A 24329-nucleotide genomic window follows, 5' to 3' on the forward strand; every position below is an offset into this window, starting at 1 on the left:
GCGCGTGTCAGTGCGGGATGCCCCAGCGGCGCACCGTCACGCGTTCGAGCGTATCGAACACGAGGTGCTCGACCAGCAGGCCGATCACGATGACGGCCGCGAGGCCCGCGAACACGCGGTCGGTATACAGCTCGTTGCGGTTCTGGAAGATGTACCAGCCGAGCCCGCCCTGCCCCGCGCTCGCGCCGAACACGAGTTCCGCCGCGATCAGCGTGCGCCACGCGAAGGCCCAGCCGACGCGCAGCCCCGACAGGATCGACGGCAGCGCGGCCGGCACGAGGATCAGCGCGATCTGGCGCAGGCCGGTGAGGCCGTAGTTGCGCCCGGCCATCTTCAGCGTGGCCGGCACGCCGGCGAAACCCGTATACATGCTGAGCGCGAGCGGCCACAGCACCGCGTGCACGAGCACGAACAGCAGGCTGCCGGTGCCGAGCCCGAACCACAGCAGCGCGATCGGCAGCAACGCGATCGACGGCAGCGGGTTGAACATCGACGTGAGCATCGCGAGCACGTCGCGGCCGATGCGCGTCGACACCGCGAGCGACGTCAGCACGAACGCGAACAGCACGCCGAGCGCATAGCCGCGCAGCAGCACCGACATCGAGATGCCCGTCTTCACCAGCAGTTCGCCCGATGCGATGCCCTGCACGAACGCGGCCAGCGTCGCGCCGAAGGTCGGCACCAGCAGGTCGTTCGCGACGATGCGCGCGACGATTTCCCATGCGGCGATCAGCACGAGCGCGATGACGGCGCGGCGAAACCCGCTCGCACCGGCGATGCGGCGCAGCAGCGGCACGGGCGCGGCGCGTTCGGCGTCGGGCGGCGTGTCGAGCGCATGGACGTATTCCGCGCGAACGGGCGGCAGCGGCGGCAGAGCCGGATCGATCGTGCTCATGATGCGATTGCCTCCGTGGCCGGTGCTGCGCGGGTGACGTTCGCTTCGTCGGTATCGAACAGCAGATGATGAATGCGCGCCGCCTGGTCGCGAAAGTCGCCGCTGCCGACGTTGTCGAGCGAATAGTCGTGGCTGTTGAGCTCCGCGCGCACGCGGCCCGGATGCGGCGACAGCAGCAGGATCCGGTTGCCGACGACGAGCGCCTCCTCGATCGAATGCGTGACGAATAGCAACGTGAAGCGGAACTCGTCCCACAGGCGCAGCAGTTCTTCCTGCATCTTGCGGCGCGTGAGCGCGTCGAGCGCGGCGAACGGTTCGTCCATCAGCAGCACGCGCGGCTGCATCGCCAGCGCACGCGCGATCGCGACGCGCTGCTTCATGCCGCCGGACAGCGTATGCGGATACGCATCGGCGAACGCGCCGAGGCCGACCTTGTCGAGATAATGCAGCGCGCGCTCGCGTGCTTCGGTGCGCGACAGCTTCGCGGCCGCCCGCAACGGAAACGCGACGTTCTCGACGACCGTCTTCCACGGCGGCAACTGGTCGAATTCCTGGAACACGACGATGCGGTCCGGGCCCGGCCCCTGCACGGGCCGGCCGTCGAGCGCGATCGAACCCGACACCGGCTCGATGAAGCCGGCGATCGCCTTCAGCAACGTGGACTTGCCGCACCCCGACGGGCCGAGCAGCACGAAGCGGTCGCTGCCGTACACGTCGAAGCTGACCTGATGGGTCGCGCGGACGATCCGCGCGCCGCTCCGGTATTCGAGGCTCACGCGATCGATCGCCAGCAGGCGCTCGCTCCGCGCACCGGCCGATGCAAGCTGCGGTACGGGCGCGGGCCCGCTCTCGGCGCGTGCGTCGGTGCCGGGTTGGGCGGCCGGCGCGGCGGCACCGCGCGCCGCATACGGCGGCAGCCCGATTCGGGGAGAAGTGGCGTAAGTGGCGTTCACGATCGAAACTCTTGCGGGTAAAGCATCAACATACGGCGGCGCGGCGCGCGACCCAACCAACGATTGCGCATATCGAAACCGCGTCGACGCATAAGCGTCGATCGCGATGCCGCGGCGCCACCGCCGCTCAACTACCGCCGGCCGTCGCCGTATCGTCGAAGAAGTAGTCGCGCCACGACGTCGGCTCGTTGCGGATCGCGCCGGTGCGATACATGAACTGCGCGAGCTTCAGGGTGTTCTCCGGGGCCGTCTTGAACTGCACCTGCGGATTGCGCAGGATCTTCAGCAGCAACGCGCGATCGATCTTCGACCCGTTCACGCGGATATAGGTATCGGCCGCGCGCTCGGGATCGGCCGCGATCTGGCGCGCGGCGTCCGCGAGCGCGGCGACGAACGCGCGGTACGTCTTCGGGTTGTCGTCGCGGAATTTCCCGGTCGCGTACAGCACCGTCGCGGAGCTCGGGCCGCCGAGCACGTCGTAGGAATTCAGCACGATGTGCGCTTTCGGATTGCCCGCGAGCTCCTGCTCCTGGAACGGCGGATTGCCGAAGTGGCCGGTAATCACGCTGCTGTTCGCGAGGATCGCCGCCGTCGCGTCGGGATGCGGAATCGCCTGCGTCAGCGGATCGAGCTTGTCGAACTGCTTGTCGCCCCACTGCTTCGCGGCCGCGTACTGCAGCACGCGCGACTGCACCGACACGCCGACGGCCGGCACCGCGATGCGGTCCTTCGTGCCCAGGTCGGCGATCGTCTTCACGTTCGGGTTGCTGCTGACGAGGTAGTACGGAAAATTGCCGAGCGACGCGACGCCCTTCACGTTCTGCCGGCCGCGCGTGCGATCCCACACGGTCAGAAGCGGCCCGACGCCCGCGCCGGCCATGTCGATCGCGCCCGACAGCAGCGCGTCGTTCACGGCCGCGCCGCCCGACAGCCGCACCCAGTCGACCCTGATGTCGAGGCCGGCCTTGCGCCCTTCCTTCTCGATCAGTTGCTGGTCGCGCGCGACGTTCAGCATCAGGTAGACGACGCCGAACTGCTCGGCGATGCGGATGCGGCCTTCCGCGTGCGCGGCTTGCGGGGCGCCGGCGGCGGCACATGCGAGCGTGGCGGCGAGCATGGCGGCCAGCGCGCGGCGCGCGGCCAGGGTCGTGCGGCGCAGGGCCGGCGAAAGCGGAAACGACATCGAAACTCCAGTGAGAATGAGGCGGCGGAACAAGGACGGGACGCTCAGAACGGCGCATCGCCCTCGATCGTCGTGCGATACAGCTTGCGGCGCAGATGGTCGGGCGTGCCGGCCGCGAGATGCATCAGCGAACGGTTGTCCCAGAACACGAGGTCGTGTTCGCGCCAGTGGTGCCGATACAGATGCCCGGCACGCACGCTGTGCGCGAACAGTTCGGCGAGCAGCGCGCGGCTTTCGTCGTCGGGCAGATCGACGATGCGCGTCGTGAAATGCTCGCTGACGAACAACGCCTTGCGGCCCGTTTCCGGATGCGTGCGCACGACCGGATGCACCACCGCCTCGACCTGCGCGATCTGCTCGGCCGACAGGTTCGGCCGCCACGGGCTGCGCGCCTGCAGCTCCGCATAACGGGCGAGATACGTATGCTCGGCACGCCGCCCCTCGACCGCGCGGCGCAGGTGCGCGGGCAGCGTGTCCCATGCGAGATGCATGTTCGCGAACAGCGTGTCGCCGCCCTCCGCCGGCAGTTCCTGCGCATGCAGCAGCGAGCCGAGGCTCGGCTTTTCCTTGTACGACAGATCGGAGTGCCAGAAATGGCCCGCGTCGCCGAGCCCGATCGGCTTGCCGTTCTCGACGATGTTCGACACGATCAGCACTTCCGGATGCGCGGCCAGCGCGAACTGGTGCAGCACGTGGATCTGCAGCGGGCCGAAGCGGCGGCTGAACGCGATGTGTTCGTCCGGCGTGATGCGCTGATCGCGAAATACCAGCACGTGATGGTCGAGATGCGCGCGATGGATCCGTGCGAAATCGGCGGCGCCGAGCGGTTGCGACAGGTCGATGCCGACCACTTCGGCGCCGAGCGGCGCATTGAACGGAACGATGTCGAATCGCTGCGCGACGGCCTCCCGCGGCAAGGCAGGCCGATGGCCGGCGGACGTCGATGCGGTGCGGATGGCGGGAGTCGTCACGATACAGCCCTTGATTCGGTCAAAATGCGAATCTACGAGCGCGTGCCGGACCGCGTCAACGAAGCGATTCGGATACGTTTATCTGCGGCAGTGGTAAAGACCGCTGCTCGGGCGCTCGACCTGATCTGGCGCGAACTCGAGCGGAGCAATTTGCGAACGTGCACGTGTGCGCACCGTTCGCGCCCATCGTCACGATGACCTCGAGCGCTTCGAACCACTGCGACAACACTGACCGCGCGACTGTCGCGTCGACACGCGTGGTGCTGCCGACGGCGCGCGGAACGACCGCGCCGTATCGACCCGCTCGTCAGCGTCCGTCAGATCCGGATTGCCTGAAAGACGCTCCATGCGCGCTGTCCGGAAGGCGATCGCGTCCGCTCAGCCGCGAACGGAAGGTGCCGGCAGGCGACGTCGTCCGGTACAAGCCGCGCTTTTTCAGTTCCGGCACGATCAGTTCGGCGAAATCGTCGAGCGTACCGGGGCTGATCAGCGGATTGAGCATGTAGCCGCTCGTCGTCGATTGCCGCGCATGCTCGGCGAGCTGATCCGCGACTTCGTCCGGCGAGCCGACGAGGATCAGGTCGGTGCCGCGCGTAACGCTCGCGAACTTGCGCCGCACGTCGCCGGCGGTGAGCGGCGTGCCGCTGCCGTCCGGCCGTACCACGTAGGACGTGAGCCCTTCGGTTTGTGTCGTCAGCGGCTCGTCGTCTGCATAGCGATCGATGTCGATGCCGGTATCGCCCGCGTAGCTGACGAGTTGCGCGTGCAGGTGATAGTGCTGTTGCAGCGCGTGGCATTTCTCCTTCGCATCGCCCGACGAGCGCGCCGTCACGATGCGCAGCACCGTGAGCGCCCTCACATCGTCCGCCGCCCGGCCATTTTCGACCGCCAGCCGTCGAATTTCGTCGAGGCCGGCGCGGATCTCGTGCGGGTTCGACTTCGCGACGAACACCACTTCGGCGTGCTTCGCCGCGAATTCACGCCCGCGCCCGGACCAGCCAGCCTGGATCAGCACCGGCGAGCGCTGCGGCGACGGCGCACAGACGTGCGGGCCGTGCACGCGATAATGCGTGCCCTCGTGCGCGATCGGCCGCACCCGATCGCCGCGCGCATAGCGCGGCGCGCGCTTGTCGGCGACAACCGCATCGTCCGCCCAGCTCCCTTCCCACAACTTGTACACGACGTCGAGGAACTCCTCCGCGCGTGCGTAGCGCTCGTCATGGCCGATCATCCGGTCGAGCCCGAAATTGCGCGCTGCACTCGCCAGGTAGGACGTCACGATGTTCCAGCCGATCCGGCCGTTGCTCAGGTGATCGAGCGTGCTGAAGCGCCGCGCGAGCGCGAACGGATGTTCGTACGTCGTGCTCGCGGTCACCCCGAACGCGAGCCGCTCGGTCTGCGCGACGAGCGCCGGGATCAGCATCATCGGATCGTTCGCGGGCGACTCCACCGCCCATTGCAGTGCCGCATCGGCGGACCCGCCGTATACGTCGTACAGGCCGAGCACGTCCGCGAAGAACAGCATGTCGAGATCGGCCTGCTCGGCCTTGCGCGCGAGGTCCGACCAGTACGCGAGCGTATTCGCGCGCAGCCGTTCGTCCGCGGGATGGGTCCAGAGACTCGGCGCGCCGCCGCAGCCGACGCTGGCTTGTTCATACAGGGAAAACAACAGGGGGCGAGGATCGGACATCGTCATGCTCGATGAGAAACGGGAATATCAATGGGGGGCGGCCCACACGCCCGATGACGCGCGACGTGCCCGCACGGGCGCACGGTCGTCCGGCTCGCGCGTCAGGTAGCGATTGAGGCGCCGTTCGAGGCGGGCCGCGGGAATCGTCAGAATCGCGACCAGCACGACATAGACGATCGCCGCGCCGGCCAGCGGTTCGTATACGCGCAACGTTTCGAAGCGCATCGCGTTGGCCGTTCCCATCACGTCGAACACCGTGACGGTCGACGCGAGGACGGTCGATTTCAGCAGCAGGATCGCTTCGCCGGTGAGCGCGGGCAGCGCGAGCCGCCACGCCCTCGGACCGACGATCCGACGCAGCACACCGGCCCGCGTCATCCCGTACGCATAGCCGGCCTCGATCTCGCCGGCCGGCACGCCGGCGATCGCACCGCGCAGGATCGTCGCGACATACGCGCCCTCGTTCACGCTCAACGCGACGACGGCGTACCAGAACGCATCCCGCAGCAGCGGCGACGCCCAGCTGTCGCGCATCCATTCGCGCGGGACGATCTGCCCGAAGCCGTAATACAGCAGATAAAGCTGCACCAGCAGCGGCGTGCCGCGAATCAACATGATCCAGCTGCGTGCCGGCCAGCGGCTCGACGCATGACGCGAACTTGCCGCGAGCGCAAGCGGAATGCCGATCAGCACGCTGGCGATGCCGGACAGCAGCATCAGCGCCAGGGTCGTCGGCACTGCGGCGAGCAACTTCGGCATCACCGTGTCGAGCAGGAACGGCAGTGAGAAGCTCATGCGGTCGCGCGCCTCGTGCCGCGGCTCGCATGCCGCTCGAGCGCGGCGAAGAGGCCCGTCGACGTGATGCTCAACAACAGGAACAGCGCTGCCGTGACCAGATAGAAGAAAACCGGGTGCCGCGTCGCGCCGGCGGCGAGCTGGCTCGCCTTCAGCAGATCCGTGAACGAGCCGAGCACGCTGATGAACGACGCATCCTTGGTTGCGTTCAGCCACACGTTGCCGACGCCGGGTAGCGCGAGCCGCGCCGCGACCGGGAGCCGGATGCGCATCAATGTTTGCCACCGGCCCATCCCGTACGCGTGCGCGGCCTCGATCTGCCCAACCGGTACGTTGACGAGCGCCGCGCGGAAGATGTCGGTCAGATAGGCGCCCTGGATGAAGCCGAGCGATAACGTGGCCACCACGAACGGATCGAACGCGAACGCGTCGGAGACGAGGCCGCCGCGACGCAGGACGGCCTCGACCGCGGGTGCGACCGCATAGAACGCAAGCAGCAGGCACAACAGTTCCGGCAGCGCGCGCACGAGTGTCGTGTAGAGCCGCACCAGCCACGCGAGCGGCGCGTGCCGCGACAGCTTGCCGAGCGCGCCGGCGATGCCGAGCAGCGTCCCGGCGCAGAACGACGCCACCGCGACGCCAAGCGTCAGCGCGAACGCGCTCGCGAAGATGCGGCCGTAACCGCCGTCGCCGAACGCGAGCAATGCCAGCAGCGAGTCGTCCGCGACCATCGGTTCAACGGCCCTTTTCGATCGTGCCCTTCAGGTTCGGATAGCGCGCGGTGATCGCATCCCAGGTGCCGTCCTGCTGCAGTTGTGCGATCACAGCCGACAACCGGCCGCGCAGTGCATCGCCTTGCCGCACGCCCGCGCCGATGCCAAGACCCAGCACCGGGTTGTCCGCGCAGGTGGCCTTGACCTCGAAATCCTTCCCGTCGCGCGACGACAGGAAGGCCGTGAACAGGCCCTTCGCTTCCTGCACGTAGTCGACCCGACCGGAAACCAGGTCCGCCAGCGCGTTGTCGAATTTGTCGAACGCCTTGATTTGCGCGTCGCGCTTGAAGCGTGCATCGAGGAATGCCGAGAAGTTCGTGCCGGCCTCGACGCCGATCACGCGGTCCTTGAAGGTTGCAGGCACCGCGCAATCGACGCGGCGCCGATCGCTTTTCGCGCCGACGAATACCGTCGGCGATTCATAATAGGCGCGACTGAAGTCGATCGCCTTCTGCCGTTCGCCGGTGATCGTCATCGACGACCAGATCACGTCGATCTTGCGGTTCTGCAGCGCCGGGATCAGCCCGTCCCACGCGATGTCGGTGAGTTCGCAACGCACGTTCAGCTTGCCGCATGCGGCATCGAGCACATCGATTTCCCACCCTTTCCACTTGCCGGTCGAATCCTTCGAGAAGAACGGCGGGTACGACTCGGCGTCGATGCCGACGCGCAGCGTCGGTTGGGCCGCGTGGGCGGCGGACGCCACGCCAAGCATGAACAACGCGGCCGCAGCGCGGCGGACCTGGGAGGACATCGATCGATTCATTGGGCAGGCTTCTGAAATAGTGTCGAGATCGCCGGTGTCGCAACCGGCAGCAGGATGCGAGACTTTAGTGCGTGCCGACGCGTGGACCAAATGGTTATTTTTTCGATGAATATCTGATCCGGCGATATGCGACGAGCCAGCGGACTGCGATCGCGAAGCTCGCCGCCGCACGAGAAACGCATCGCGCGGCCCCCTCGCCGTTCACGCCGCCGTGGTCTCGCGCCCCAATGCCGGCAATGCAAGAACGCCGATTTCACCTGCCGGCGCGCGCTCGACACCGGCACACCCTGCTCGCTGTTCCTGAACGCCGGCTACGGCCCCACGCAAAACGTGAAGGTGCGCCGCGCACGGCTGGAAGGACTCGACACGGCCGGCATCGTGCAATCGATCGACCGCGGCAAGCGCACGCGCGCATGGGGCGTCACGTCGCCGATCGATCCGGTCTACGTCGCATCGATCGTGTGTGATCCACAACCGTCTGAAACGCCCTCCTTTGGCCTCGCCAGTCCTCCCGTTAGATCGCTCTGACCGAAAACATGCACGGAAATCACGATCTCCCCAGGTACCGCAGGCCATCCATGATCGCGATCACGACAAGCGCACGATCGGCGGACGAGGCCGCTGCTCCGGTGCCGCCCGTCCCTTTTCCGCTATGCACAGCGCGGCGGCGTCGAGCAGGTCCCGACGGGTGTGTTCGCGGCTTTCCGCACGTGTCATCCGCTCGGGTCGCATGGTCCAGAGCACGCATCGCGCAAAGAACGGGGAGGACGACGCCACTCCCCGCCAACGCGTCGGTACGTACAATCGTTATCGACCGGCGACGGCTTCGGACGCCGCCCCTTGCCATCCTCCGCCGAGCGCCTTGAACGCAGCCACCGACGCCCGAGCCGCTTCGGTTTTCGCCTGCACGCGTTCGTCCGATGCGCGCAGCAGGCTTTCGTCTGCCTGCAACACCTCGATCAGGCTGACGACCCCTTTCTGGTACGCCGCAAACGACGCGGCCCACGCACGGCCGAGCGAATCCACGCCGCTGGCGAGCACGGCCGCCTGTTCGTCGCGCTTGACGAGTGCGGAGAACGCGTTTTCGACATCCTCGGTGGCATGCAGCGCCGCGAGCCGATACGCGGCCAGCATTTCGGCATCCTTCCCTTTGGCGTCGGCGATCTGCGCATTGATCCGCCCGAAGTCGAACAGGCGCCAGCGCAAGCCGAGCACGCCGGCCGCCTGGTTCGCGCCGCCGGCAAACAGGTTGCCCGCGCCCATCGTCGTCGCGCTGCCGATCAATCCGCTCAGCGAGAACTTCGGGTAATACTCGGCAATCGCCACGCCGATGCGCGCGTTCGACGCCGCGAGGCGCCGCTCGGCGACGATCAGGTCGGGCCGCCGCCTGAGCAGTTCGCCCGGCGTGCCCGTCGCCGCGATCCGCGGCGCCACCGGCACGTCGCCGCCGTCGAGCAATTCCGCGCGATGCATGCCGGGCTGCGCGCCGAGCATCACGTCGAGCGCGTTCATCGCCGTGTCCAGCGCCGCTTCGAGAACCGGCACCGTTGCGCGAACCTGAGCGAGCGCGCCTTCGGCCTGCCTGACCTGAAGCTCCGCCGCGAGCCCCTTTCCATACAGCAGGTTGATGGTCGACAACAGATCCTGTTCGGTCTGCACCTGATGTCGCGCGACCTTCAGCCGGCCCTGCAACCCGCGAATCGTGATGTAGATGTCCGCCGTCTGCGCGGCGACTGCCAGGCGCGTGGCGACCGCCGCCGCTTCGGATGCCTGATAGTCGGCGAGCGCGGCTTCCCGCCCGCGGCGCAACCCGCCGAACACGTCCAGTTCCCAGCTCGCGTTGAAATCGGCCTCGTAGTCACTGCCGTGACGGTCGAAGCCGGGCGTCGAATTCAGCACCCGCCCCAACGGCGTTTCGACCGACTGGTAGACGCGCGCGGCCTGACCGGTCACGTTGCCCGACGGCAACAGCGCCGCATTGGCCGCCCCGAGCCCGGCACGCGCTTGCGTGACGCGGGCCGCGGCCTGCGCCAGATCGAGGTTCTGCGCAAGCGCGAGCGTGACGAACCGGGTCAACTGCGGATCGCCGAAACCCGTCCACCACGTCGCGAGCTCGGCGTCGGCCGCCGCGCGCCGTTGCTCCACGGCGCGCTGGCCCTCGAAGCGCTGCGGCATGGCGATGTCCGGCCGCACGTAGTCGGGACCGACGGCACATCCCGTCGACAGGAGCGCGGCCAGCACCGCGGCAACGATGGGTTTCGGTAGCATGACGGTTTCAGCAAAGATCAGGTAGTGACTATAATACCAAATAGTCACTCGTTGTCCATCCCTGCCAGCCGCAACCCATGAAAGAAAACACCGCATCCCCGGCGCCCGCGCGCGGCCCGGCCGATCACGACGTGCGCGACCAGATCGTGGCCGCCGCCACCGAGCACTTCAGCCGGTACGGCTACGAGAAGACGACCGTGTCCGATCTTGCGAAGGCCATCGGCTTCTCGAAGGCGTATATCTACAAGTTCTTCGAATCGAAACAGGCGATCGGCGAGATGATCTGCGCGAACTGCCTGCACGAAATCGAAACCGACGTGCGCGCCGCCGTCGCCGAAGCAGAACTGCCCACCGAAAAGCTGCGGCGCATGTTCAAGGTCTCTACCGAAGCGAGCCTGCGGCTGTTCTTCCGCGACCGCAAGCTGTACGACATCGCGGCGTCGGCCGCCACCGGCAATTGGCAATCGGTGCAGGCGTATGAGGCACGCGTGCAGAAGCTGCTGCAGGAGGTGCTGCAGGCGGGCCGCCAAAGCGGCGAGTTCGAGCGCAAGACGCCGCTGGACGAGACCGCGACGGCGATCTACCTCGTGATGCGGCCGTACCTGAATCCGTTGCTGCTGCAGTACAACCTCGACACGACCGACGCCGCGCCCGCGCAGTTGTCGAGCCTGGTGCTCCGCAGCCTCGCCCCATGATCCGGCACTCGTTGTGACCATTGACTATTTTAGTCACTAGATACACAATGAAAGCCCCGATCACTTCGTCAGTGGGTCTTTCATGGTCCGGCGTCGCCTCGCTCTCCTCGCAGTCGCTTCCGTACTGCCCCTCGCGCTAGCCGCCTGCAGCGGAAAAGCGCCTTCCGATCCGCGCACGGAAGCGCCGCTCGTGCGTACCGCCATCGTGCAGGCCGCCGCGCCCGCGTCGCGGTCATTTACCGGCACCGTCGCCGCCCGCGTGCAGAGCGACCTCGGGTTCCGGGTGTCCGGCAAGGTGCTGGAGCGGCTCATCGATACCGGGCAAACCGTCCGGCGCGGCCAGCCGCTGATGCGGATCGATCCCGTCGACCTGAAGCTCGCGGCGCGCGCACGCGACGAAGCCGTGGCCGCGGCACGGGCACGCGCGCGGCAGACCGCCGAGGACGAAGCGCGCTACCGCGACCTGCGCGGCACCGGCGCGATATCGGCATCGGCCTACGACCAGGTCAAGGCAGCGGCCGATGCCGCGAAAGCCCAGCTGAGCGCGGCCGAGGCCGATGCCGACGTCGCGCGCAATGCGACCGGCTATGCGGAACTCGTCGCGGACGGTGACGGCGTCGTGATGGACACGCTCGCGGAGCCCGGCCAGGTCGTCAGCGCCGGCCAGCCGGTCGTGCGGCTCGCGCACGCCGGCAGCCGGGAAGCCGTGATCCAGTTGCCGGAAACGCTGCGTCCCGCGGTCGGCTCGGTCGCGCAGGCCGAGCTGTTCGGCAAGCCGGGCGCGAGCGTCCCCGCGACGCTGCGCCAGCTCTCCGACACCGCGGATGCGCGAACGCGCACGTTCGAAGCGCGCTACGTGCTGCAAGGCGCGCTCGCCGCCGCACCGCTGGGCGCGACCGTCACGATCCGCATGCCGGACGACACGCGCGCGACGCCGCAAGCCGGCCTGCAGGTGCCGATCGGCGCGCTGCTGGACACAGGCAAAGGGCCCGGCGTGTGGGTGGTCGCAGGCAGCCCGGCCAAGGTGGAATGGCGGCCGGTCACGGTCGAACATCTGGACGACGACAGCGCACGCGTGTCCGGCAAACTCAAGCAAGGCGACCGGGTCGTCGCGCTCGGTGCCCATCTGCTACGTGACGGCGAAGCGGTTCGTGTGTCCGCGTCGGCCACCACGGTCGCGAGCGAAGGAGCACGGCCGTGAGCGAACGCCGTTTCAACCTTTCGGCACTCGCCGTGCGCGAGCGCGCGATTACGCTGTTCCTGATCTGCCTGATTTCGCTCGCGGGGCTCGTGTCGTTCTTCAAGCTGGGCCGCGCGGAAGACCCGGCCTTCACGGTCAAGGTGATGACCATCGTCACCGCGTGGCCGGGCGCGACCGCGCAGGACATGCACGACCAGGTCGCCGAAAAGATCGAGAAGCGCCTGCAGGAGCTGCGCTGGTACGACCGCACCGAAACCTACACGCGCCCCGGCCTCGCGTTCACGACGCTGACGCTGCTCGACAGCACGCCGCCGTCCGAGGTGCAGGAGCAGTTCTATCAGGCGCGCAAGAAGATCGGCGACGTCGCGAACGATCTGCCGGCCGGCGTGATCGGCCCGATGGTCAACGACGAATACGCGGACGTCACGTTCGCGCTGTTCGCGCTGAAGGCCAAGGGCGAACCGCAGCGCCTGCTGGTGCGCGATGCCGAGGTGCAGCGCCAGCGGCTGCTGCATGTGCCGGGCGTGAAGAAGGTCGACATCATCGGCGAACAGGCGGAGCGCATCTACGTGCAGCTGTCGCACGACCGGCTCGCGACGCTCGGCGTGAGCCCGCAGGACGTATTCGCCGCACTGAACGGCCAGAACGCGCTGACGCCGGCCGGCTCCGTCGAGACGCGCGGGCCGGAGATCTTCATTCGCGTGGACGGCGCGTTCGACAAGCTGCAGAAGATTCGCGACACGCCGATCGTCGCGCAGGGCCGCACGCTGAAACTGTCCGACATCGCGACCGTCGAGCGCGGCTACGAAGATCCGGCGACGTTCATGATCCGCAACAACGGCGAACCCGCGCTGCTGCTCGGCGTCGTGATGCGCGACGGCTGGAACGGGCTCACGCTCGGCCGCGCGCTGGACCGCGAAGTCGGCGCGATCAACGCGGAACTGCCGCTCGGCATGAGCCTGACCAAGGTCACCGACCAGTCCGTGAACATCAGCTCGGCCGTCGACGAATTCATGATCAAGTTCTTCGCCGCGCTGCTCGTCGTGATGCTGGTGAGCTTCGTCAGCATGGGCTGGCGCGTGGGGCTCGTGGTCGCCGCGGCCGTGCCGCTGACGCTGGCCGTGGTGTTCGTCGTGATGGCCGCCACCGGCAAGAACTTCGACCGCATCACGCTCGGCTCGCTGATCCTCGCGCTCGGGCTGCTGGTCGACGATGCCATCATCGCGATCGAGATGATGGTCGTGAAGATGGAGGAAGGCTACGACCGCGTGGCCGCGTCGGCGTATGCGTGGAGCCATACGGCCGCGCCGATGCTCGCCGGCACGCTGGTCACTGCGGTCGGCTTCATGCCGAACGGCTTCGCGCGCTCCACCGCGGGCGAATACACGAGCAACATGTTCTGGATCGTCGGGATCGCGCTGATCGCATCGTGGGTCGTCGCCGTCGCGTTCACGCCGTACCTCGGCGTGAAGATGCTGCCGAACCTCAGGAAGTTCGAAGGCGGTCACGATGCGATCTACGACACGCCCCGCTACAACCGCTTCCGGCAATGGCTGACGCGCGTGATCGCCCGCAAATGGCTCGTCGCCGGTTCCGTCGTCGCGCTGTTCGCGCTCGCGATTCTCGGCATGGCGATCGTCAAGAAGCAGTTTTTCCCGATCTCCGATCGCCCCGAGGTGCTGATCGAGGTGCAGATGCCGTACGGCACGTCGATTTCGCAAACGAGCGCCGCGACGTCGAAGGTCGAAGCATGGCTCGCGAAGCAGAAGGAAGCGAAGATCGTCACCGCGTACGTTGGCCAGGGCGCGCCGCGCTTTTATCTGGCGATGGGGCCGGAGCTGCCCGATCCGTCGTTCGCGAAGATCGTCGTGCGCACCGACAGCCAGGACGAGCGCGACGCGTTGAAGGCGCGGCTGCGGCAGGCCATCGCCAACGGCCTCGCGCCTGACGCGCGCGTGCGCGTGACGCAGCTCGTGTTCGGCCCGTATTCGCCGTTCCCGGTGGCCTACCGGATCACGGGCCCCGATCCGGACACGCTGCGCGGCATCGCGGCCGACGTCGAGCGCGTGATGACCGGCAGCCCGATGATGCGCACGGTCAATGCGGACTGGGGCACGCGCGCGCCGACGCTGCATTTCACGTTGCAGCAGGATCGCCTGCAGGCAGTCGGGTTGACGTCCAGCGCGGTCGCGCAGCAGTTGCAGTTCCTGCTGACCGGGGTGCCCGTCACCGCGGTGCGCGAGGATATCCGGACCGTGCAGGTCATCGCGCGCTCGGGCGGCGATGCACGGCTCGACCCGGCGCGGCTCGACGACTTCACGCTCGCCGGCGCGAACGGGCAGCGCATCCCGCTGTCGCAGGTCGGCAAGGTCGACGTGCGGATGGAGGAGCCGATCATGCGCTGGCGCGATCGCGTGCCGACGCTCACGGTGCGCGGCGACATCGCCGACGGCTTGCAGCCGCCGGACGTGTCGACTGCGATCACGAAGCAGCTTCAGCCGATCATCGCCGCGCTGCCGAGCGGCTATCGAATCGAGGAAGCCGGTTCCATCGAGGAATCGGGCAAGGCCACGAAGGCGATGCTGCCGCTCTTCCCAATCATGCTCGCGGTCACGCTCGTCATCATCATCTTCCAGGTGCGCTCGATCTCCGCGATGGTGATGGTGTTCATGACGAGCCCGCTCGGGCTGATTGGCGTGGTGCCGACACTGATCCTGTTCCGGCAGCCGTTCGGCATCAACGCGCTGGTCGGGCTCATTGCCCTGTCGGGGATCCTGATGCGCAACACGCTGATCCTGATCGGACAGATCCATCAGAACGAACAGGCGGGGCTGGATCCTTTCCATGCGGTCGTCGAAGCGACCGTGCAGCGCGCGCGCCCGGTCATCCTGACCGCCATGGCGGCCGTGCTCGCGTTCATTCCGCTCACCCATTCGGTGTTCTGGGGAACGCTCGCGTACACGCTGATCGGCGGCACGTTCGCCGGCACGATCCTCACGCTGGTGTTCCTGCCGGCGATGTATGCGATCTGGTACCGAATCCGGCCTGGCCATACCGCCGGCTCTCGCCATGGCGGACATGAAGCGTCGCTCGGCGCGTCCGCACCGGTGCCCGCGCTCGACGCGCGCGATTGAATTGCTCCCCCTCCATTCCCAGTATCGAAGGAAACAGCCATGTCGAACTCCACCGTTGTCGTCGTGACCGGCGTGTCGTCGGGCATCGGGCGCGCCGCCGCAGAGAAGTTTTCCCGGCGCGGGTGCCGCGTATTCGGAACCGTGCGCAGTATCGCAGGAACGGCGCCCGTCGCCGGCGTCGAGCTGATCGAAATGGACGTTCGTGACGACGCGTCCATTCGATCAGGAATCCGTGAGATCGTCGAGCGCGCCGCGCATATCGACGTGCTCGTCAATAATGCGGGCACGAGCCTGATCGGCGCGGTGGAGGAAACCTCGGTGGACGAGGCAGCGGCGTTATTCGATACCAACGTATTGAGCATCCTGCGCATGGTGCAAGCCGTGCTTCCGCACATGCGGGCACAACGGCGCGGCCGGATCGTCAATGTCAGTTCGGTGCTCGGCTTCCTGCCCGCGCCCTATATGGGACTCTATTCGGCATCCAAACATGCGGTGGAGGGTTTGACCGAAACGCTCGATCACGAACTGCGCCAGTTCGGCATTCGCGCGACGCTGGTCGAACCGTCGTTTACGCGGACCAACCTGGACGTCAATGCGCCGCAGGCAAGCGCGCCGATTGCCGATTACGACCGCGAGCGCACGCTTGCGTCGCGTGCCGTCGTCCACAGCGTGAAAACCGCGCCGCACCCCGAGGGCGTGGCCGCCACCGTCGTCGACGCGGCGCTCGGCGCATGGCGGATGCGGCACACACCTAACGGCGAGGCGTCGCTGCTGCGCAAGTTGCGGCGCTTCATGCCGGCCGGCCCGGTCGATGCGAGCCTCCGGAAAAAATTCCATCTCGCGTGACACGGCGGGCCGACGAAACATGCTTGAACGAGGTATCCACCATGGAAATCGGCATCGTCGGAACCGGCAATATCGGCGGGACGCTTGCGCGCCGGTTGAAGGCGGCGGGGCACGCCGTGCGGGTCGCGAATTCGAAGGGTCCGGAGGGCGTGCAGCCCTTCGCGAATGAAATCGGTGCGCGCGCCGTCGACGTGGAAGGCGCCATTCGCGGTGTCGACGCGATCATGCTCGCGATTGCTCTGCCGGCGATGGCGAAGCTGCCGCCGCGTCTGTTCGACTCGGTTCCCGCACATGTGCCCGTCATCGTCGCGCTTCGTCCGTCCCCGATACAAGCGCCGTGGGACCGCAACGGCAAACATGTACGGCCGATTTTGTTCAACGGGAATCGGGGGTTCACTTGCGTCTGGCACCCGCCTTCCACAGCACGTCCTCATACCGCGCAAGCGCGGGCTTGAACGACTCGAGCCTTGCAACGAGATCCTGCGGCTTTCCGTCGTTGCCCGTCTGCAGGACTTCATGCGTTGCTTTCTGGAGTGCGTCCATCGTTTGGCTCAGGTGCGGCGCCCAGGATGACTGGCTACGCGCGGAAATCGCCGCGCGCGCCTTTGTGAGCAGGGTCAACTGGGTCTCGAAGTACCGCCCCAGGCACTTCCAGCCAGCCGTATCCAGCGTATCGGCCCGCGCTTCAATCGTTTGTGCGGCATTGCGGAGGCCGCCAGCGTCGAGGACGTGCTTCCGCATGCTTCTATGTAGCCGGAATACGTCCGTGTGGAGTCGGCTGCACCGACAGGTGAGATCACGAATCCCTTTGCAAACTGATCGTTATTTCAGCTTTGCACCTACCGTAACTCGCGTGAAGTTGATTGTGCATACACCCGGCTTATCGTGGCGCGGCTCGCATGCCATAGCCACACGCATCTATGGAGGCAACTGCCCGCCCCAGACCGGGTTATGAACTGTGTAGACCTAGTGCAGACCTAACGGGACAGAAGGGAGCGGAAGACATACGAAGAAACACGTAACCCATTGATTTCACTGGCCCGCCCTACACGATTCGAACGTGTGACCTACGGCTTAGAAGGCCGTTGCTCTATCCAACTGAGCTAAGGGCGGTCGAGGAGCAAAGACACGGCCACACGACCCGGACCGCATTTGACGCGTGAGGCTTCGAGCAACGCGAACCGATCGCGCAATTCAAAGCCCCGAAACGAAACGGGCCCGGCATGAAGCCGAGCCCGAAATTATACCCGATCATCGCGTCATATCACGCGCGACGCACGACCGGCGCCACCGCCATCAAACCGGCTGCGCATGCAGCATGAACCAGCCGAGACAGAACACCCCGGCGATCACGCAGTACACGCCGAACGAAGCCAGCCGCCCGCGCCCTTCGAAATAGCGCATCAGGAACCTGACGCTGAGATAAGCGGCAATCGCCGTCAGCACACCACCGAGCAGCGCGTCCGCGAGTTGATCCCGCGCATGGAACAGCTTCGGCAACTCGAGCACGCCCGCAGCAAAAATGATCGGCGTACCGAGCAGGAACGAGAACTCCGCGGCCTTCTCCGCCGTCAGCCCGGCCGCATTGCCGGCGATCATCGTCAGCCCGCTGCGCGAGAAACCCGGAATCAGCGCGCCGATCTGCGCGAGACCGACGAAGAATGCCTGCTTGAACGTCATCTTCTCCGGCGGCTGGTGCGCACGACTACGCTGGATGCGATCGCCGACCCACAGCAGCACGCCGTTGATGATCAGCGCGATCGCGACGATCCGCAGGTCGTGAAACACCCGCTCGATGCGCTTCTCGAGCAACAGCCCGACGATCCCGGTCGGGATCGTGCCGATGATCAGCGCCCACATCAGGTGCCCGTCGTCGTTCTTGCGACCGCCGAGCTGCGCGAAGAAACCGCCGATCAGCGCGATCCAGCGTGCACGGAAGTACCACAGCAGCGCGAGCGCGGTACCGAGGTGCAGCGCAACGAGGAACGGCAGCAATTGCGGTGCATGCTTGTCGATGTGCATGCCGAACAGCGCGGGCACGAGCAGCGTGTGACCAAGGCTGCTGACGGGGAAGAGTTCGGTGACGCCCTGCAGGACGCTCAGGAATACCAGAAACCAGAGACTCACGCGTCGGTCCTTTTAGTGATGATCCATCGGGTAGAAAAGCGGACGACGCATCGCGCGTCCGAAAAAACGCGCCCCGATTATGCCGAGCCAGGATTACCGCGCCAAGGCATTTGGCCGGTTATTGCGGCGATGCACACAAATGCTTGCAATATGTAAGCGAACGGAAAGCAAAAGGCCCGCCATTTGCATGGCGGGCCTTTCGAATCCGGCACAAATTGCAGTCAGCGGCCGAGCTGGTAGAAAAATAGTACCGTGCTGCCGGTGAACATGCCGAACAGTGCGATTCCCATTGCCATTGCCAGATCCATGGCCTCTCCACAAAGTGTCATGAGCCGGCAACATCACCGGTTTAGCGCCATTATCCGGACCGTCGGCAATCTGAAAAACTCGCAATTTCCCGAGAAGGGTTTTCCCCGACCGACTCGCGGCCCGATAATGGAGCGCGCCATCGCGCACTCCACCCACCCGTTCATACCGATTCGCCATGCCGACCTTCCAGCAGCACGACATTCATGAACTTCACGCCGGCCCGTCGCTCGTTCGGGTCGCCCCGCAATTCGGCGGCCGACTGCTGTCATGGCACGTCGACGGCGAACCGGTCATCTTCTGGCCGGACACGGCCGACTGGAGCAACCTCGCGCGCGTGCGCGGCGGCAATCCGCTGCTGTTCCCGTTCCTCGGCCGCCACCGCGTCGACGGCGAGCTGGGCCGCTGGCGCGATGCCGCCGGCGTGGTCCGCGACCTGCCGATGCACGGCTTCGCGCGCGACCTGCCGTTCGCGGCACACCCGTCGGCCGACGGCACCGCGCTGTCGATGACGCTCGACGCGAACGACGCGCTGCGCGACAGCTACCCGTTCGATTTCCGGTTCGAAACGACCTACCGGCTCGCCGACGCGCACACGCTCGACGTCGCGCTCACCACGACCAACCGCGGCGACACGCCGCTGCCGTACTACGCGGGCCACCATTTCTATTTCGCGCTGCCGCACGGCGAACGCGCGCAAACCACGCTCGAGCTGCCGCCCACGCATCGGTGCATGCAGCTCGCGGACGGCTCGATCAGCCCGCTCGAACCCGGCGAAGCGTCGTACAGCGTCGGCGATCCTGACATCCTCGACCGCTTCCACTGCCTCGACGGCGCACCGTCCACGCCCGTGCGTATCGTGATGCCGGGCCGCCGCCGCACGATCGAGATCGCGCTCGACGTGCCGGGTTCGATCCCGTGGTACGCGGTCACGACCTGGACCGAAAAACCGGACTCCGACTTCTACTGCGTCGAGCCGTGGCTCGGCCTGCCGGACGCGATCCACAACGGTCGCGGGCTGCGCAAGCTCGCACCGGGCGCGACCGAAACAGCCACGCTGCGGATTCGCGTGCTCCCGCTCGCCGACTGATCCGGGCCGCACCGAACCGGTGCGCGCCGACCCCGCCCGCGGCCCGAAACTGCGGTGCGCGGGTCGAACCCGTTAAAATCTGACGTTTTGTATCGCCTGCTGCGTCGCGCGCGGCAGGGTTTTGCGAGGTTCAATGTTCGGAACAACAACGAAGCGGCTCTTCGCGGCCGCCTGCGCCACGCTGCTGGCCGCGTGCGGCTCCGCTCCCGTCGGCCCCGGGTTCTACCGCGTCGAGCGCGGCGACACGCTGTACAAGATCGCGCGCGCGAACCGCACGTCGATGGCGAACATCGTGCGCTGGAACCAGATCTCGAACCCGGACGCGATCGAAGTCGACCAGGTGCTGCGCGTCGCGCCGCCAGCCGGCACGACGACGGCGTCGACCACCGGTACCGGCAGTGCGGGGCGCAGCCGCCCCGCGCCTTCCGCGCCAGTCGAATCGGCCGTCAAGCCGGCCACGAGCATCGCGCTGATCTGGCCGGCGGCCGGCAACGTCGTGCGCACCTTCGACGGCTCGAAATCCAAGGGCATCGATATCGCAAACTCGACAGGCACGCCGGTGATGGCCGCCGCGCCCGGTACCGTCGTCTATGCGGGCAACGGGTTGCGCGGCTACGGCAACCTGATCATCCTCAAGCACAACGCGGATTACCTGACGGCTTACGCGCACAACCGTGCGCTGCTCGTGAAGGAAGGCCAGTCGGTCACACAGGGGCAGACGATCGCGGAAATGGGCAACAGCGACAGCGATCGCGTCGCGCTGCACTTCGAGCTGCGCTACGGCGGTCGTTCGATCGATCCTGCCCGCTACCTGCCGGCGCGCTGAACACGCACGACAATCGACACGCGTTGCCGGCAAGCACCGCGTGTCGTCGCGAGGAAGATCGGTAGGTTGTGTCAGCGCTTGCGCAGACGGCCGGTGAAACGGCCGGACAACGGATCGACGCGGCTGGCAAACACCACCAGCGCGCCGATTCCGAACAGGCTGAACCCCGCAGCTATCAAAAGCAAATCCATGGTCACATCACTGTTTTGTCGTGATCTTATGCGTCATTGCCGAATCGTGCACCGAGCCGCACCCGTTGCACGAGCCCGAGCATTCCCTTATCCATCAGACGCCATTGTGGTTTCGATCGCGTGAAATGCCGATGTAATCCATCGACCTGAGCGACGATCGATATCCAGGAGACCTGCATGCTGCCCGCCGCCAACTGCTACGACGACCTGCTCTCCCGCTTCGCGTGGGAGGTTCCGGCCCGCTACAACATCGGCGTGGACGTATGCGACAAGTGGGCCGACGGCAGCGGACGGCTCGCGCTGATCCACGAAACCGCGCAAGGCGACGTGTCGCGCATCACGTTCGACGACCTGAGGAATGCTTCTAACCGGCTCGCGAACAGCTTCGCGCGTGCGGGCCTGCAACGCGGCGACCGGATCGCGATCTTCCTCGCGCAGGGCCCCGAAACGGCGATCGCCCATCTCGCCGCCTACAAACTCGGCGCGATCGCGGTGCCGCTCTTCACGCTGTTCGGCGCCGACGCGCTCGAATACCGCCTCGCGAACAGCGAGGCCGCCGCGCTCGTCACCGACGCGACCGGCTACGCGAAGATCGCGCCGCTGCGTGCGCGGCTGCCGGCGCTGCATACGTGCTACTGCATCGGCGACGATGTGCCCGATGCACCGGGCGTGCTGCGCTACGACGCCGCACTCGCCGCCGAATCGCCGGCGTTCGCCCCGGCCGACACCGCCGCCGACGATCCAGCGGTGATCATCTATACGTCCGGGACGACCGGCAAGCCGAAAGGCGCGCTGCATGCGCATCGCGTGCTGCTCGGCCACCTGCCGGGCGTCGAAATGTCGCAGCAGTGCTTTCCGCGCGCCGCGCGCCTGTTCTGGACACCAGCGGATTGGGCGTGGATCGGCGGGCTGCTCGATGTGCTGTTGCCGTCGTGGCACCACGGCGTGCCCGTGCTCGCGCGCCGCTTCGAGAAGTTCGACGGCGAGGCCGCGTTCGCGCTGATGGCGCGGCACGGCGTGACCCACGCGTTCCTGCCGCCCACCGCGCTGAAGCTGATGCGCGCGGTGCCGGCGCCGCGCGAGCGCCACACGCTCGCGCTCAAATCGGTCGCGAGCGGCGGGGAATCGCTCGGCACCGAACTGACGGCCTGGGGCCGCGACGCGCTCGGCGTGACGATCAACGAGTTCTACGGGCAGACCGAATGCAACATGGTGCTGTCGTCGTGCGCGGCGCTGTTCGATGCGCGGCCCGGCGCGATCGGCAAGACCGTGCCCGGCCACACGGTCGCGATCGTCGACGCGCACGGCACGCCGCTGCCGCCCGGCGTCGAGGGGCACATCGCGGTGCGCCGCCCCGACCCGGTGATGTTCATCGAATACTGGCGCAATCCCGAAGCGACGCGCGACAAGTTCGCGGGCGACTACCTGCTCACGGGCGACACCGGCACGATCGACGCCGACGGCTTCGTGCGCTTCGTCGGCCGCGACGACGACGTGATCACGAGCGCCGGCTACCGGATCGGTCCGGGGCCGATCGAGGATTGCCTGCTCACGCATCCCGCGGTGCGGATGGCGGCCGTGGTCGGCGTGCCCGACCCGACGCGCACCGAGATCGTCAAGGCGTTCGTCGTGCTGAACCCCGGCCACGTCGGCGACGACGCGCTCGTCCTGGCGCTGCAGGCGCACGTGCGCACGCGCCTGGCCGCGCACGAATACCCGCGCGCGATCGCGTTCGTCGACGGCCTGCCGATGACCGCGACCGGCAAGATCGTGCGCCGCGCGCTGCGCGACGCGTGAACCGGGCGCGGGCCGCCGCGCCAAGGCGGCCCGCGCGCGCGGATGGTTTATAGTGGCGCCCACGCAGTCTTTTCAGCACACGACCGATGTCCTCCGACCAACACGAATCCGCCACGGGCGCGTCGCACAGCCCGCTCTACGCCAAACTTCTCGGCGAAACCGCCAAGATCGACTGGTGCGATCTCGAACGCTTCTTCGCGCAGGGCAAGCTGCTGTCGGTCGCGCGCGATCTCGATCTCGTCAGCGTCGCGGAAGCGATTGCCGGCGACGACGCGGAACAGGTCACACGCTGGCTGTCGTCCGGCCTCGTCGCGCGCATGACGGCGGAAACGGCCGCCGATTTCGCGGCGCGCAATCCGGAGCTGTGGGCGGTCGTCGTGTCGCCGTGGGTCTGCGTGCAGGAACGCGCCTGACGCGTCCGTCATGTCCGAATCCGCCTTAGCGCACGGAGCCGGCACCGGGTCGGCCACCGTCTCGCACCGGCGCGTCCTCGCGCTGGCCTTCCCGATCGTCCTTGCGAACCTGACCCAGCCGATCCTCGGCGCGGTCGACACGGCCGTCGCCGGCCACCTCGACGGCGCGCAGTATCTCGGCGGCGTCGCGCTCGGCGGGCTGTTCTTCAACTTCGTGTTCTGGGGCTTCGGCTTCCTGCGCATGGGCACGACCGGCCTCGTCGCGCAGGCGCACGGCGCCGGCGACGCTGCCGGCATCCGCCTGAACGTGCTGCGCGCGCTGATCGTCGCGTTCGCGCTCGGCGCCGCCGTGCTCGCGCTGCAGGTGCCGCTGCTGTCGTTCGCGCTGACCGCACTGGGCGGCAGCGAGGCCGTTCGCACGACGGCACTGGCCTACGGTCATGCGCGGATCTGGAGTGCCCCGTTCGCGCTCGCGAACTACGTCGTGCTCGGCTACCTGCTCGGCGTGCAGCGCGTGCGACTCGCGCTCGTCGCGCAGGTCTTCATCAATGCGGTGAACATCGGCGCGGTGCTGCTGTTCGTCTACGGCTTCGGCTGGGGGATTGCCGGAATCGGTGCGGCAACGGCCACCGCGGACACGTGCGGCTTCGCGCTCGGCGCATGGATGCTGTGGCGGCTGCGGCCGCGCGGCCTCGCGCCGCTCGCCGCGCGTGCGCTGGCCGATCGCGCGGCGCTCAGGCGGCTGATCGTGCTCAATCGCGACATCTTCCTGCGCACGCTGTGCCTGCTCGGCGCGTTCGGCTGGTTCGCGCACCTCGGCGCGAAACAGGGCGACGCGACGCTCGCGGCCAATGCGTTGCTGCTGAATTTCCAGACCTTCATGGCGTACGGGCTCGACGGCTTCGCGCATGCGGCCGAGGCGCTCGTCGGCGCCGCGGCCGGCGCACGCGATCGCGGCGCATTCCGGCAGGCCGTGCGCGTCACGCTGCTGTGGTCCGCGCTCGGTGCGCTGCTCTTCGCCATCGTCTATTGGGCGGCCGGCGGCTGGATCGTCGCGCGGCTGACCGATCAGGCCGAGATCCGCGCGGTCGCGCTGCGCTACCTGCCGTGGGCGGCGATCTCGCCCATCGTGTCCGTGTGGGGGTTCCTGCTCGACGGCGTGTTCATCGGCGCGACGCAGACGCAATCGCTGATGCGCGCGATGGTCGCATCGTTCGCGATCTTCATTGCGGCAACGCTCGCCGCAGTCGGCCCGTTCGGCAATCACGGGCTGTGGTTCGCGCTGCTGCTGTTCATGGTCGCGCGCGGCGTGACGCTCGCGCGCTACCTGCCCGCGCTGATGCGGCGCATCGGCGCCAACGCGCCCGCAGCCGGCGCGTGAACGCCGCGCGGGCCGGCCATCATCGTTA

The 24329-nt window shown here is 67.3% G+C and carries 22 protein-coding genes and 1 tRNA gene; 11 read left to right on the forward strand and 12 right to left on the reverse strand.

Features of this window, described 5'->3' with window-relative positions; all coding sequences use genetic code 11:
* Positions 1-7 precede the first annotated feature (7 nt).
* From ACTJKF_RS22985 to ACTJKF_RS23020, 8 genes are all read right to left on the reverse strand, one after another.
* Positions 8-895 (reverse strand): ABC transporter permease, encoded by an 888-nt coding sequence (locus ACTJKF_RS22985; protein ID WP_440626403.1) that lies wholly within the window; start codon positions 893-895, stop codon positions 8-10.
* Positions 892-1908 (reverse strand): ABC transporter ATP-binding protein, encoded by a 1017-nt coding sequence (locus ACTJKF_RS22990; protein WP_440626405.1) that lies wholly within the window; start codon positions 1906-1908, stop codon positions 892-894. The genes ACTJKF_RS22985 and ACTJKF_RS22990 overlap by 4 nt, the downstream gene beginning before the upstream one ends.
* A 67-nt stretch (positions 1909-1975) precedes the next feature.
* A complete protein-coding gene (locus tag ACTJKF_RS22995) occupies positions 1976-3031 on the reverse strand; it encodes an ABC transporter substrate-binding protein (protein WP_440626407.1) in 1056 nt (351 codons plus the stop codon).
* 44 nt (positions 3032-3075) lie between these two features.
* Positions 3076-4002, reverse strand: a complete 927-nt coding sequence (locus tag ACTJKF_RS23000; RefSeq protein ID WP_440626409.1) for a TauD/TfdA dioxygenase family protein — start codon at positions 4000-4002, stop codon at positions 3076-3078.
* Between the two features lie 307 nt (positions 4003-4309).
* Positions 4310-5692, reverse strand: coding sequence for an NtaA/DmoA family FMN-dependent monooxygenase (locus ACTJKF_RS23005; protein WP_440626410.1), 1383 nt, complete (start codon positions 5690-5692; stop codon positions 4310-4312).
* A 27-nt stretch (positions 5693-5719) separates the two neighbouring features.
* On the reverse strand, positions 5720-6487 hold the full coding sequence (locus tag ACTJKF_RS23010; RefSeq protein ID WP_440626412.1) for an ABC transporter permease: 768 nt from the start codon (positions 6485-6487) through the stop codon (positions 5720-5722).
* Complete coding sequence (locus ACTJKF_RS23015) at positions 6484-7218, reverse strand: ABC transporter permease (protein WP_440626414.1); 735 nt, start codon at positions 7216-7218, stop codon at positions 6484-6486. The genes ACTJKF_RS23010 and ACTJKF_RS23015 overlap by 4 nt, the downstream gene beginning before the upstream one ends.
* 4 nt (positions 7219-7222) lie before the next feature.
* The gene (locus ACTJKF_RS23020; protein WP_440626415.1) at positions 7223-8026 is read right to left on the reverse strand and encodes a transporter substrate-binding domain-containing protein; all 804 of its coding nucleotides are present in this window, start codon (positions 8024-8026) and stop codon (positions 7223-7225) included.
* Positions 8027-8152: 126 nt separating this feature from the next.
* On the opposite strand from ACTJKF_RS23020, the gene ACTJKF_RS23025 reads away from it, so the two are divergent.
* The gene (locus ACTJKF_RS23025; RefSeq protein ID WP_440626417.1) at positions 8153-8554 is read left to right on the forward strand and encodes a hypothetical protein; all 402 of its coding nucleotides are present in this window, start codon (positions 8153-8155) and stop codon (positions 8552-8554) included.
* Positions 8555-8833: 279 nt separating this feature from the next.
* On the opposite strand, the gene ACTJKF_RS23030 is transcribed toward ACTJKF_RS23025, so the two are convergent.
* Positions 8834-10294: an efflux transporter outer membrane subunit gene (locus ACTJKF_RS23030; protein ID WP_440626419.1), complete on the reverse strand. Its 1461-nt coding sequence runs from the start codon at positions 10292-10294 to the stop codon at positions 8834-8836.
* Positions 10295-10371: 77 nt separating this feature from the next.
* Here ACTJKF_RS23030 and ACTJKF_RS23035 point away from each other — a divergent pair, with 77 nt between their 5' ends.
* From ACTJKF_RS23035 to ACTJKF_RS23055, 5 genes are all read left to right on the forward strand, one after another.
* A complete protein-coding gene (locus ACTJKF_RS23035) occupies positions 10372-10989 on the forward strand; it encodes a TetR/AcrR family transcriptional regulator (RefSeq protein ID WP_440626420.1) in 618 nt (205 codons plus the stop codon).
* 82 nt (positions 10990-11071) lie between these two features.
* Positions 11072-12190 carry an efflux RND transporter periplasmic adaptor subunit gene (locus ACTJKF_RS23040; protein WP_440626422.1) on the forward strand — a complete coding sequence of 373 codons (1119 nt, stop codon included), beginning with the start codon at positions 11072-11074 and terminating at the stop codon, positions 12188-12190.
* Complete coding sequence (locus tag ACTJKF_RS23045) at positions 12187-15324, forward strand: efflux RND transporter permease subunit (RefSeq protein WP_440626423.1); 3138 nt, start codon at positions 12187-12189, stop codon at positions 15322-15324. Before ACTJKF_RS23040 ends, ACTJKF_RS23045 begins: the two co-directional genes overlap by 4 nt.
* A gap of 39 nt (positions 15325-15363) precedes the next feature.
* Positions 15364-16170: an oxidoreductase gene (locus tag ACTJKF_RS23050; RefSeq protein WP_440626425.1), complete on the forward strand. Its 807-nt coding sequence runs from the start codon at positions 15364-15366 to the stop codon at positions 16168-16170.
* Positions 16171-16211: 41 nt separating this feature from the next.
* The gene (locus ACTJKF_RS23055) at positions 16212-16625 is read left to right on the forward strand and encodes an NAD(P)-binding domain-containing protein (RefSeq protein ID WP_440626427.1); all 414 of its coding nucleotides are present in this window, start codon (positions 16212-16214) and stop codon (positions 16623-16625) included.
* Here the strand turns inward: ACTJKF_RS23055 and ACTJKF_RS23060 are convergent.
* The 3 genes from ACTJKF_RS23060 to ACTJKF_RS23070 all read right to left on the reverse strand — a co-directional run bounded on the left by ACTJKF_RS23060 (position 16564) and on the right by ACTJKF_RS23070 (position 18297).
* Entirely contained in the window at positions 16564-16911 is a 348-nt protein-coding gene (locus tag ACTJKF_RS23060) for a hypothetical protein (protein ID WP_440626429.1), read from the reverse strand. The genes ACTJKF_RS23055 and ACTJKF_RS23060 overlap by 62 nt on opposite strands.
* A gap of 295 nt (positions 16912-17206) precedes the next feature.
* A tRNA-Arg gene (locus ACTJKF_RS23065) sits at positions 17207-17283 on the reverse strand.
* A 183-nt stretch (positions 17284-17466) separates the two neighbouring features.
* On the reverse strand, positions 17467-18297 hold the full coding sequence (locus ACTJKF_RS23070; protein ID WP_440626431.1) for an undecaprenyl-diphosphate phosphatase: 831 nt from the start codon (positions 18295-18297) through the stop codon (positions 17467-17469).
* A 484-nt stretch (positions 18298-18781) separates the two neighbouring features.
* On the opposite strand from ACTJKF_RS23070, the gene ACTJKF_RS23075 reads away from it, so the two are divergent.
* The 5 genes from ACTJKF_RS23075 (at position 18782) to ACTJKF_RS23095 (ending at position 24301) form a co-directional block, all read left to right on the forward strand.
* Positions 18782-19693, forward strand: coding sequence for an aldose epimerase family protein (locus ACTJKF_RS23075; RefSeq protein ID WP_440626433.1), 912 nt, complete (start codon positions 18782-18784; stop codon positions 19691-19693).
* Positions 19694-19826: 133 nt separating this feature from the next.
* Positions 19827-20519, forward strand: a complete 693-nt coding sequence (locus tag ACTJKF_RS23080) for a peptidoglycan DD-metalloendopeptidase family protein (RefSeq protein WP_440626434.1) — start codon at positions 19827-19829, stop codon at positions 20517-20519.
* Between the two features lie 368 nt (positions 20520-20887).
* Positions 20888-22507: an acyl-CoA synthetase gene (locus ACTJKF_RS23085; protein ID WP_440626436.1), complete on the forward strand. Its 1620-nt coding sequence runs from the start codon at positions 20888-20890 to the stop codon at positions 22505-22507.
* Positions 22508-22593: 86 nt separating this feature from the next.
* A complete protein-coding gene (locus ACTJKF_RS23090) occupies positions 22594-22920 on the forward strand; it encodes a DUF2288 domain-containing protein (protein WP_440626438.1) in 327 nt (108 codons plus the stop codon).
* A 10-nt stretch (positions 22921-22930) separates the two neighbouring features.
* The gene (locus tag ACTJKF_RS23095; protein ID WP_440626440.1) at positions 22931-24301 is read left to right on the forward strand and encodes an MATE family efflux transporter; all 1371 of its coding nucleotides are present in this window, start codon (positions 22931-22933) and stop codon (positions 24299-24301) included.
* Positions 24302-24329 lie beyond the last annotated feature (28 nt).

Origin of the sequence: Burkholderia sp. 22313 (assembly GCF_052045245.1) — a bacterium.
Classification (GTDB): domain Bacteria; phylum Pseudomonadota; class Gammaproteobacteria; order Burkholderiales; family Burkholderiaceae; genus Burkholderia.

Excerpts from the sequence above, each read along its gene's own strand:
- ACTJKF_RS23020 (WP_440626415.1), bottom strand. The coding sequence starts at position 8,026 with ATGAATCGATCGATGTCCTCCCAGGTCCGCCGCGCTGCGGCCGCGTTG.
- ACTJKF_RS23015 (WP_440626414.1), bottom strand. The coding sequence starts at position 7,218 with ATGGTCGCGGACGACTCGCTGCTGGCATTGCTCGCGTTCGGCGACGGC.
- ACTJKF_RS22985 (WP_440626403.1), bottom strand. The coding sequence starts at position 895 with ATGAGCACGATCGATCCGGCTCTGCCGCCGCTGCCGCCCGTTCGCGCG.
- ACTJKF_RS23090 (WP_440626438.1), top strand. The coding sequence starts at position 22,594 with ATGTCCTCCGACCAACACGAATCCGCCACGGGCGCGTCGCACAGCCCG.
- ACTJKF_RS22995 (WP_440626407.1), bottom strand. The coding sequence starts at position 3,031 with ATGTCGTTTCCGCTTTCGCCGGCCCTGCGCCGCACGACCCTGGCCGCG.
- ACTJKF_RS23040 (WP_440626422.1), top strand. The coding sequence starts at position 11,072 with ATGGTCCGGCGTCGCCTCGCTCTCCTCGCAGTCGCTTCCGTACTGCCC.
- ACTJKF_RS23030 (WP_440626419.1), bottom strand. The coding sequence starts at position 10,294 with ATGCTACCGAAACCCATCGTTGCCGCGGTGCTGGCCGCGCTCCTGTCG.
- ACTJKF_RS23095 (WP_440626440.1), top strand. The coding sequence starts at position 22,931 with ATGTCCGAATCCGCCTTAGCGCACGGAGCCGGCACCGGGTCGGCCACC.
- ACTJKF_RS23010 (WP_440626412.1), bottom strand. The coding sequence starts at position 6,487 with ATGAGCTTCTCACTGCCGTTCCTGCTCGACACGGTGATGCCGAAGTTG.
- ACTJKF_RS23005 (WP_440626410.1), bottom strand. The coding sequence starts at position 5,692 with ATGTCCGATCCTCGCCCCCTGTTGTTTTCCCTGTATGAACAAGCCAGC.
- ACTJKF_RS23025 (WP_440626417.1), top strand. The coding sequence starts at position 8,153 with ATGCGACGAGCCAGCGGACTGCGATCGCGAAGCTCGCCGCCGCACGAG.
- ACTJKF_RS23050 (WP_440626425.1), top strand. The coding sequence starts at position 15,364 with ATGTCGAACTCCACCGTTGTCGTCGTGACCGGCGTGTCGTCGGGCATC.
- ACTJKF_RS23080 (WP_440626434.1), top strand. The coding sequence starts at position 19,827 with ATGTTCGGAACAACAACGAAGCGGCTCTTCGCGGCCGCCTGCGCCACG.
- ACTJKF_RS23055 (WP_440626427.1), top strand. The coding sequence starts at position 16,212 with ATGGAAATCGGCATCGTCGGAACCGGCAATATCGGCGGGACGCTTGCG.
- ACTJKF_RS23060 (WP_440626429.1), bottom strand. The coding sequence starts at position 16,911 with ATGCGGAAGCACGTCCTCGACGCTGGCGGCCTCCGCAATGCCGCACAA.
- ACTJKF_RS23075 (WP_440626433.1), top strand. The coding sequence starts at position 18,782 with ATGCCGACCTTCCAGCAGCACGACATTCATGAACTTCACGCCGGCCCG.
- ACTJKF_RS23035 (WP_440626420.1), top strand. The coding sequence starts at position 10,372 with ATGAAAGAAAACACCGCATCCCCGGCGCCCGCGCGCGGCCCGGCCGAT.
- ACTJKF_RS23085 (WP_440626436.1), top strand. The coding sequence starts at position 20,888 with ATGCTGCCCGCCGCCAACTGCTACGACGACCTGCTCTCCCGCTTCGCG.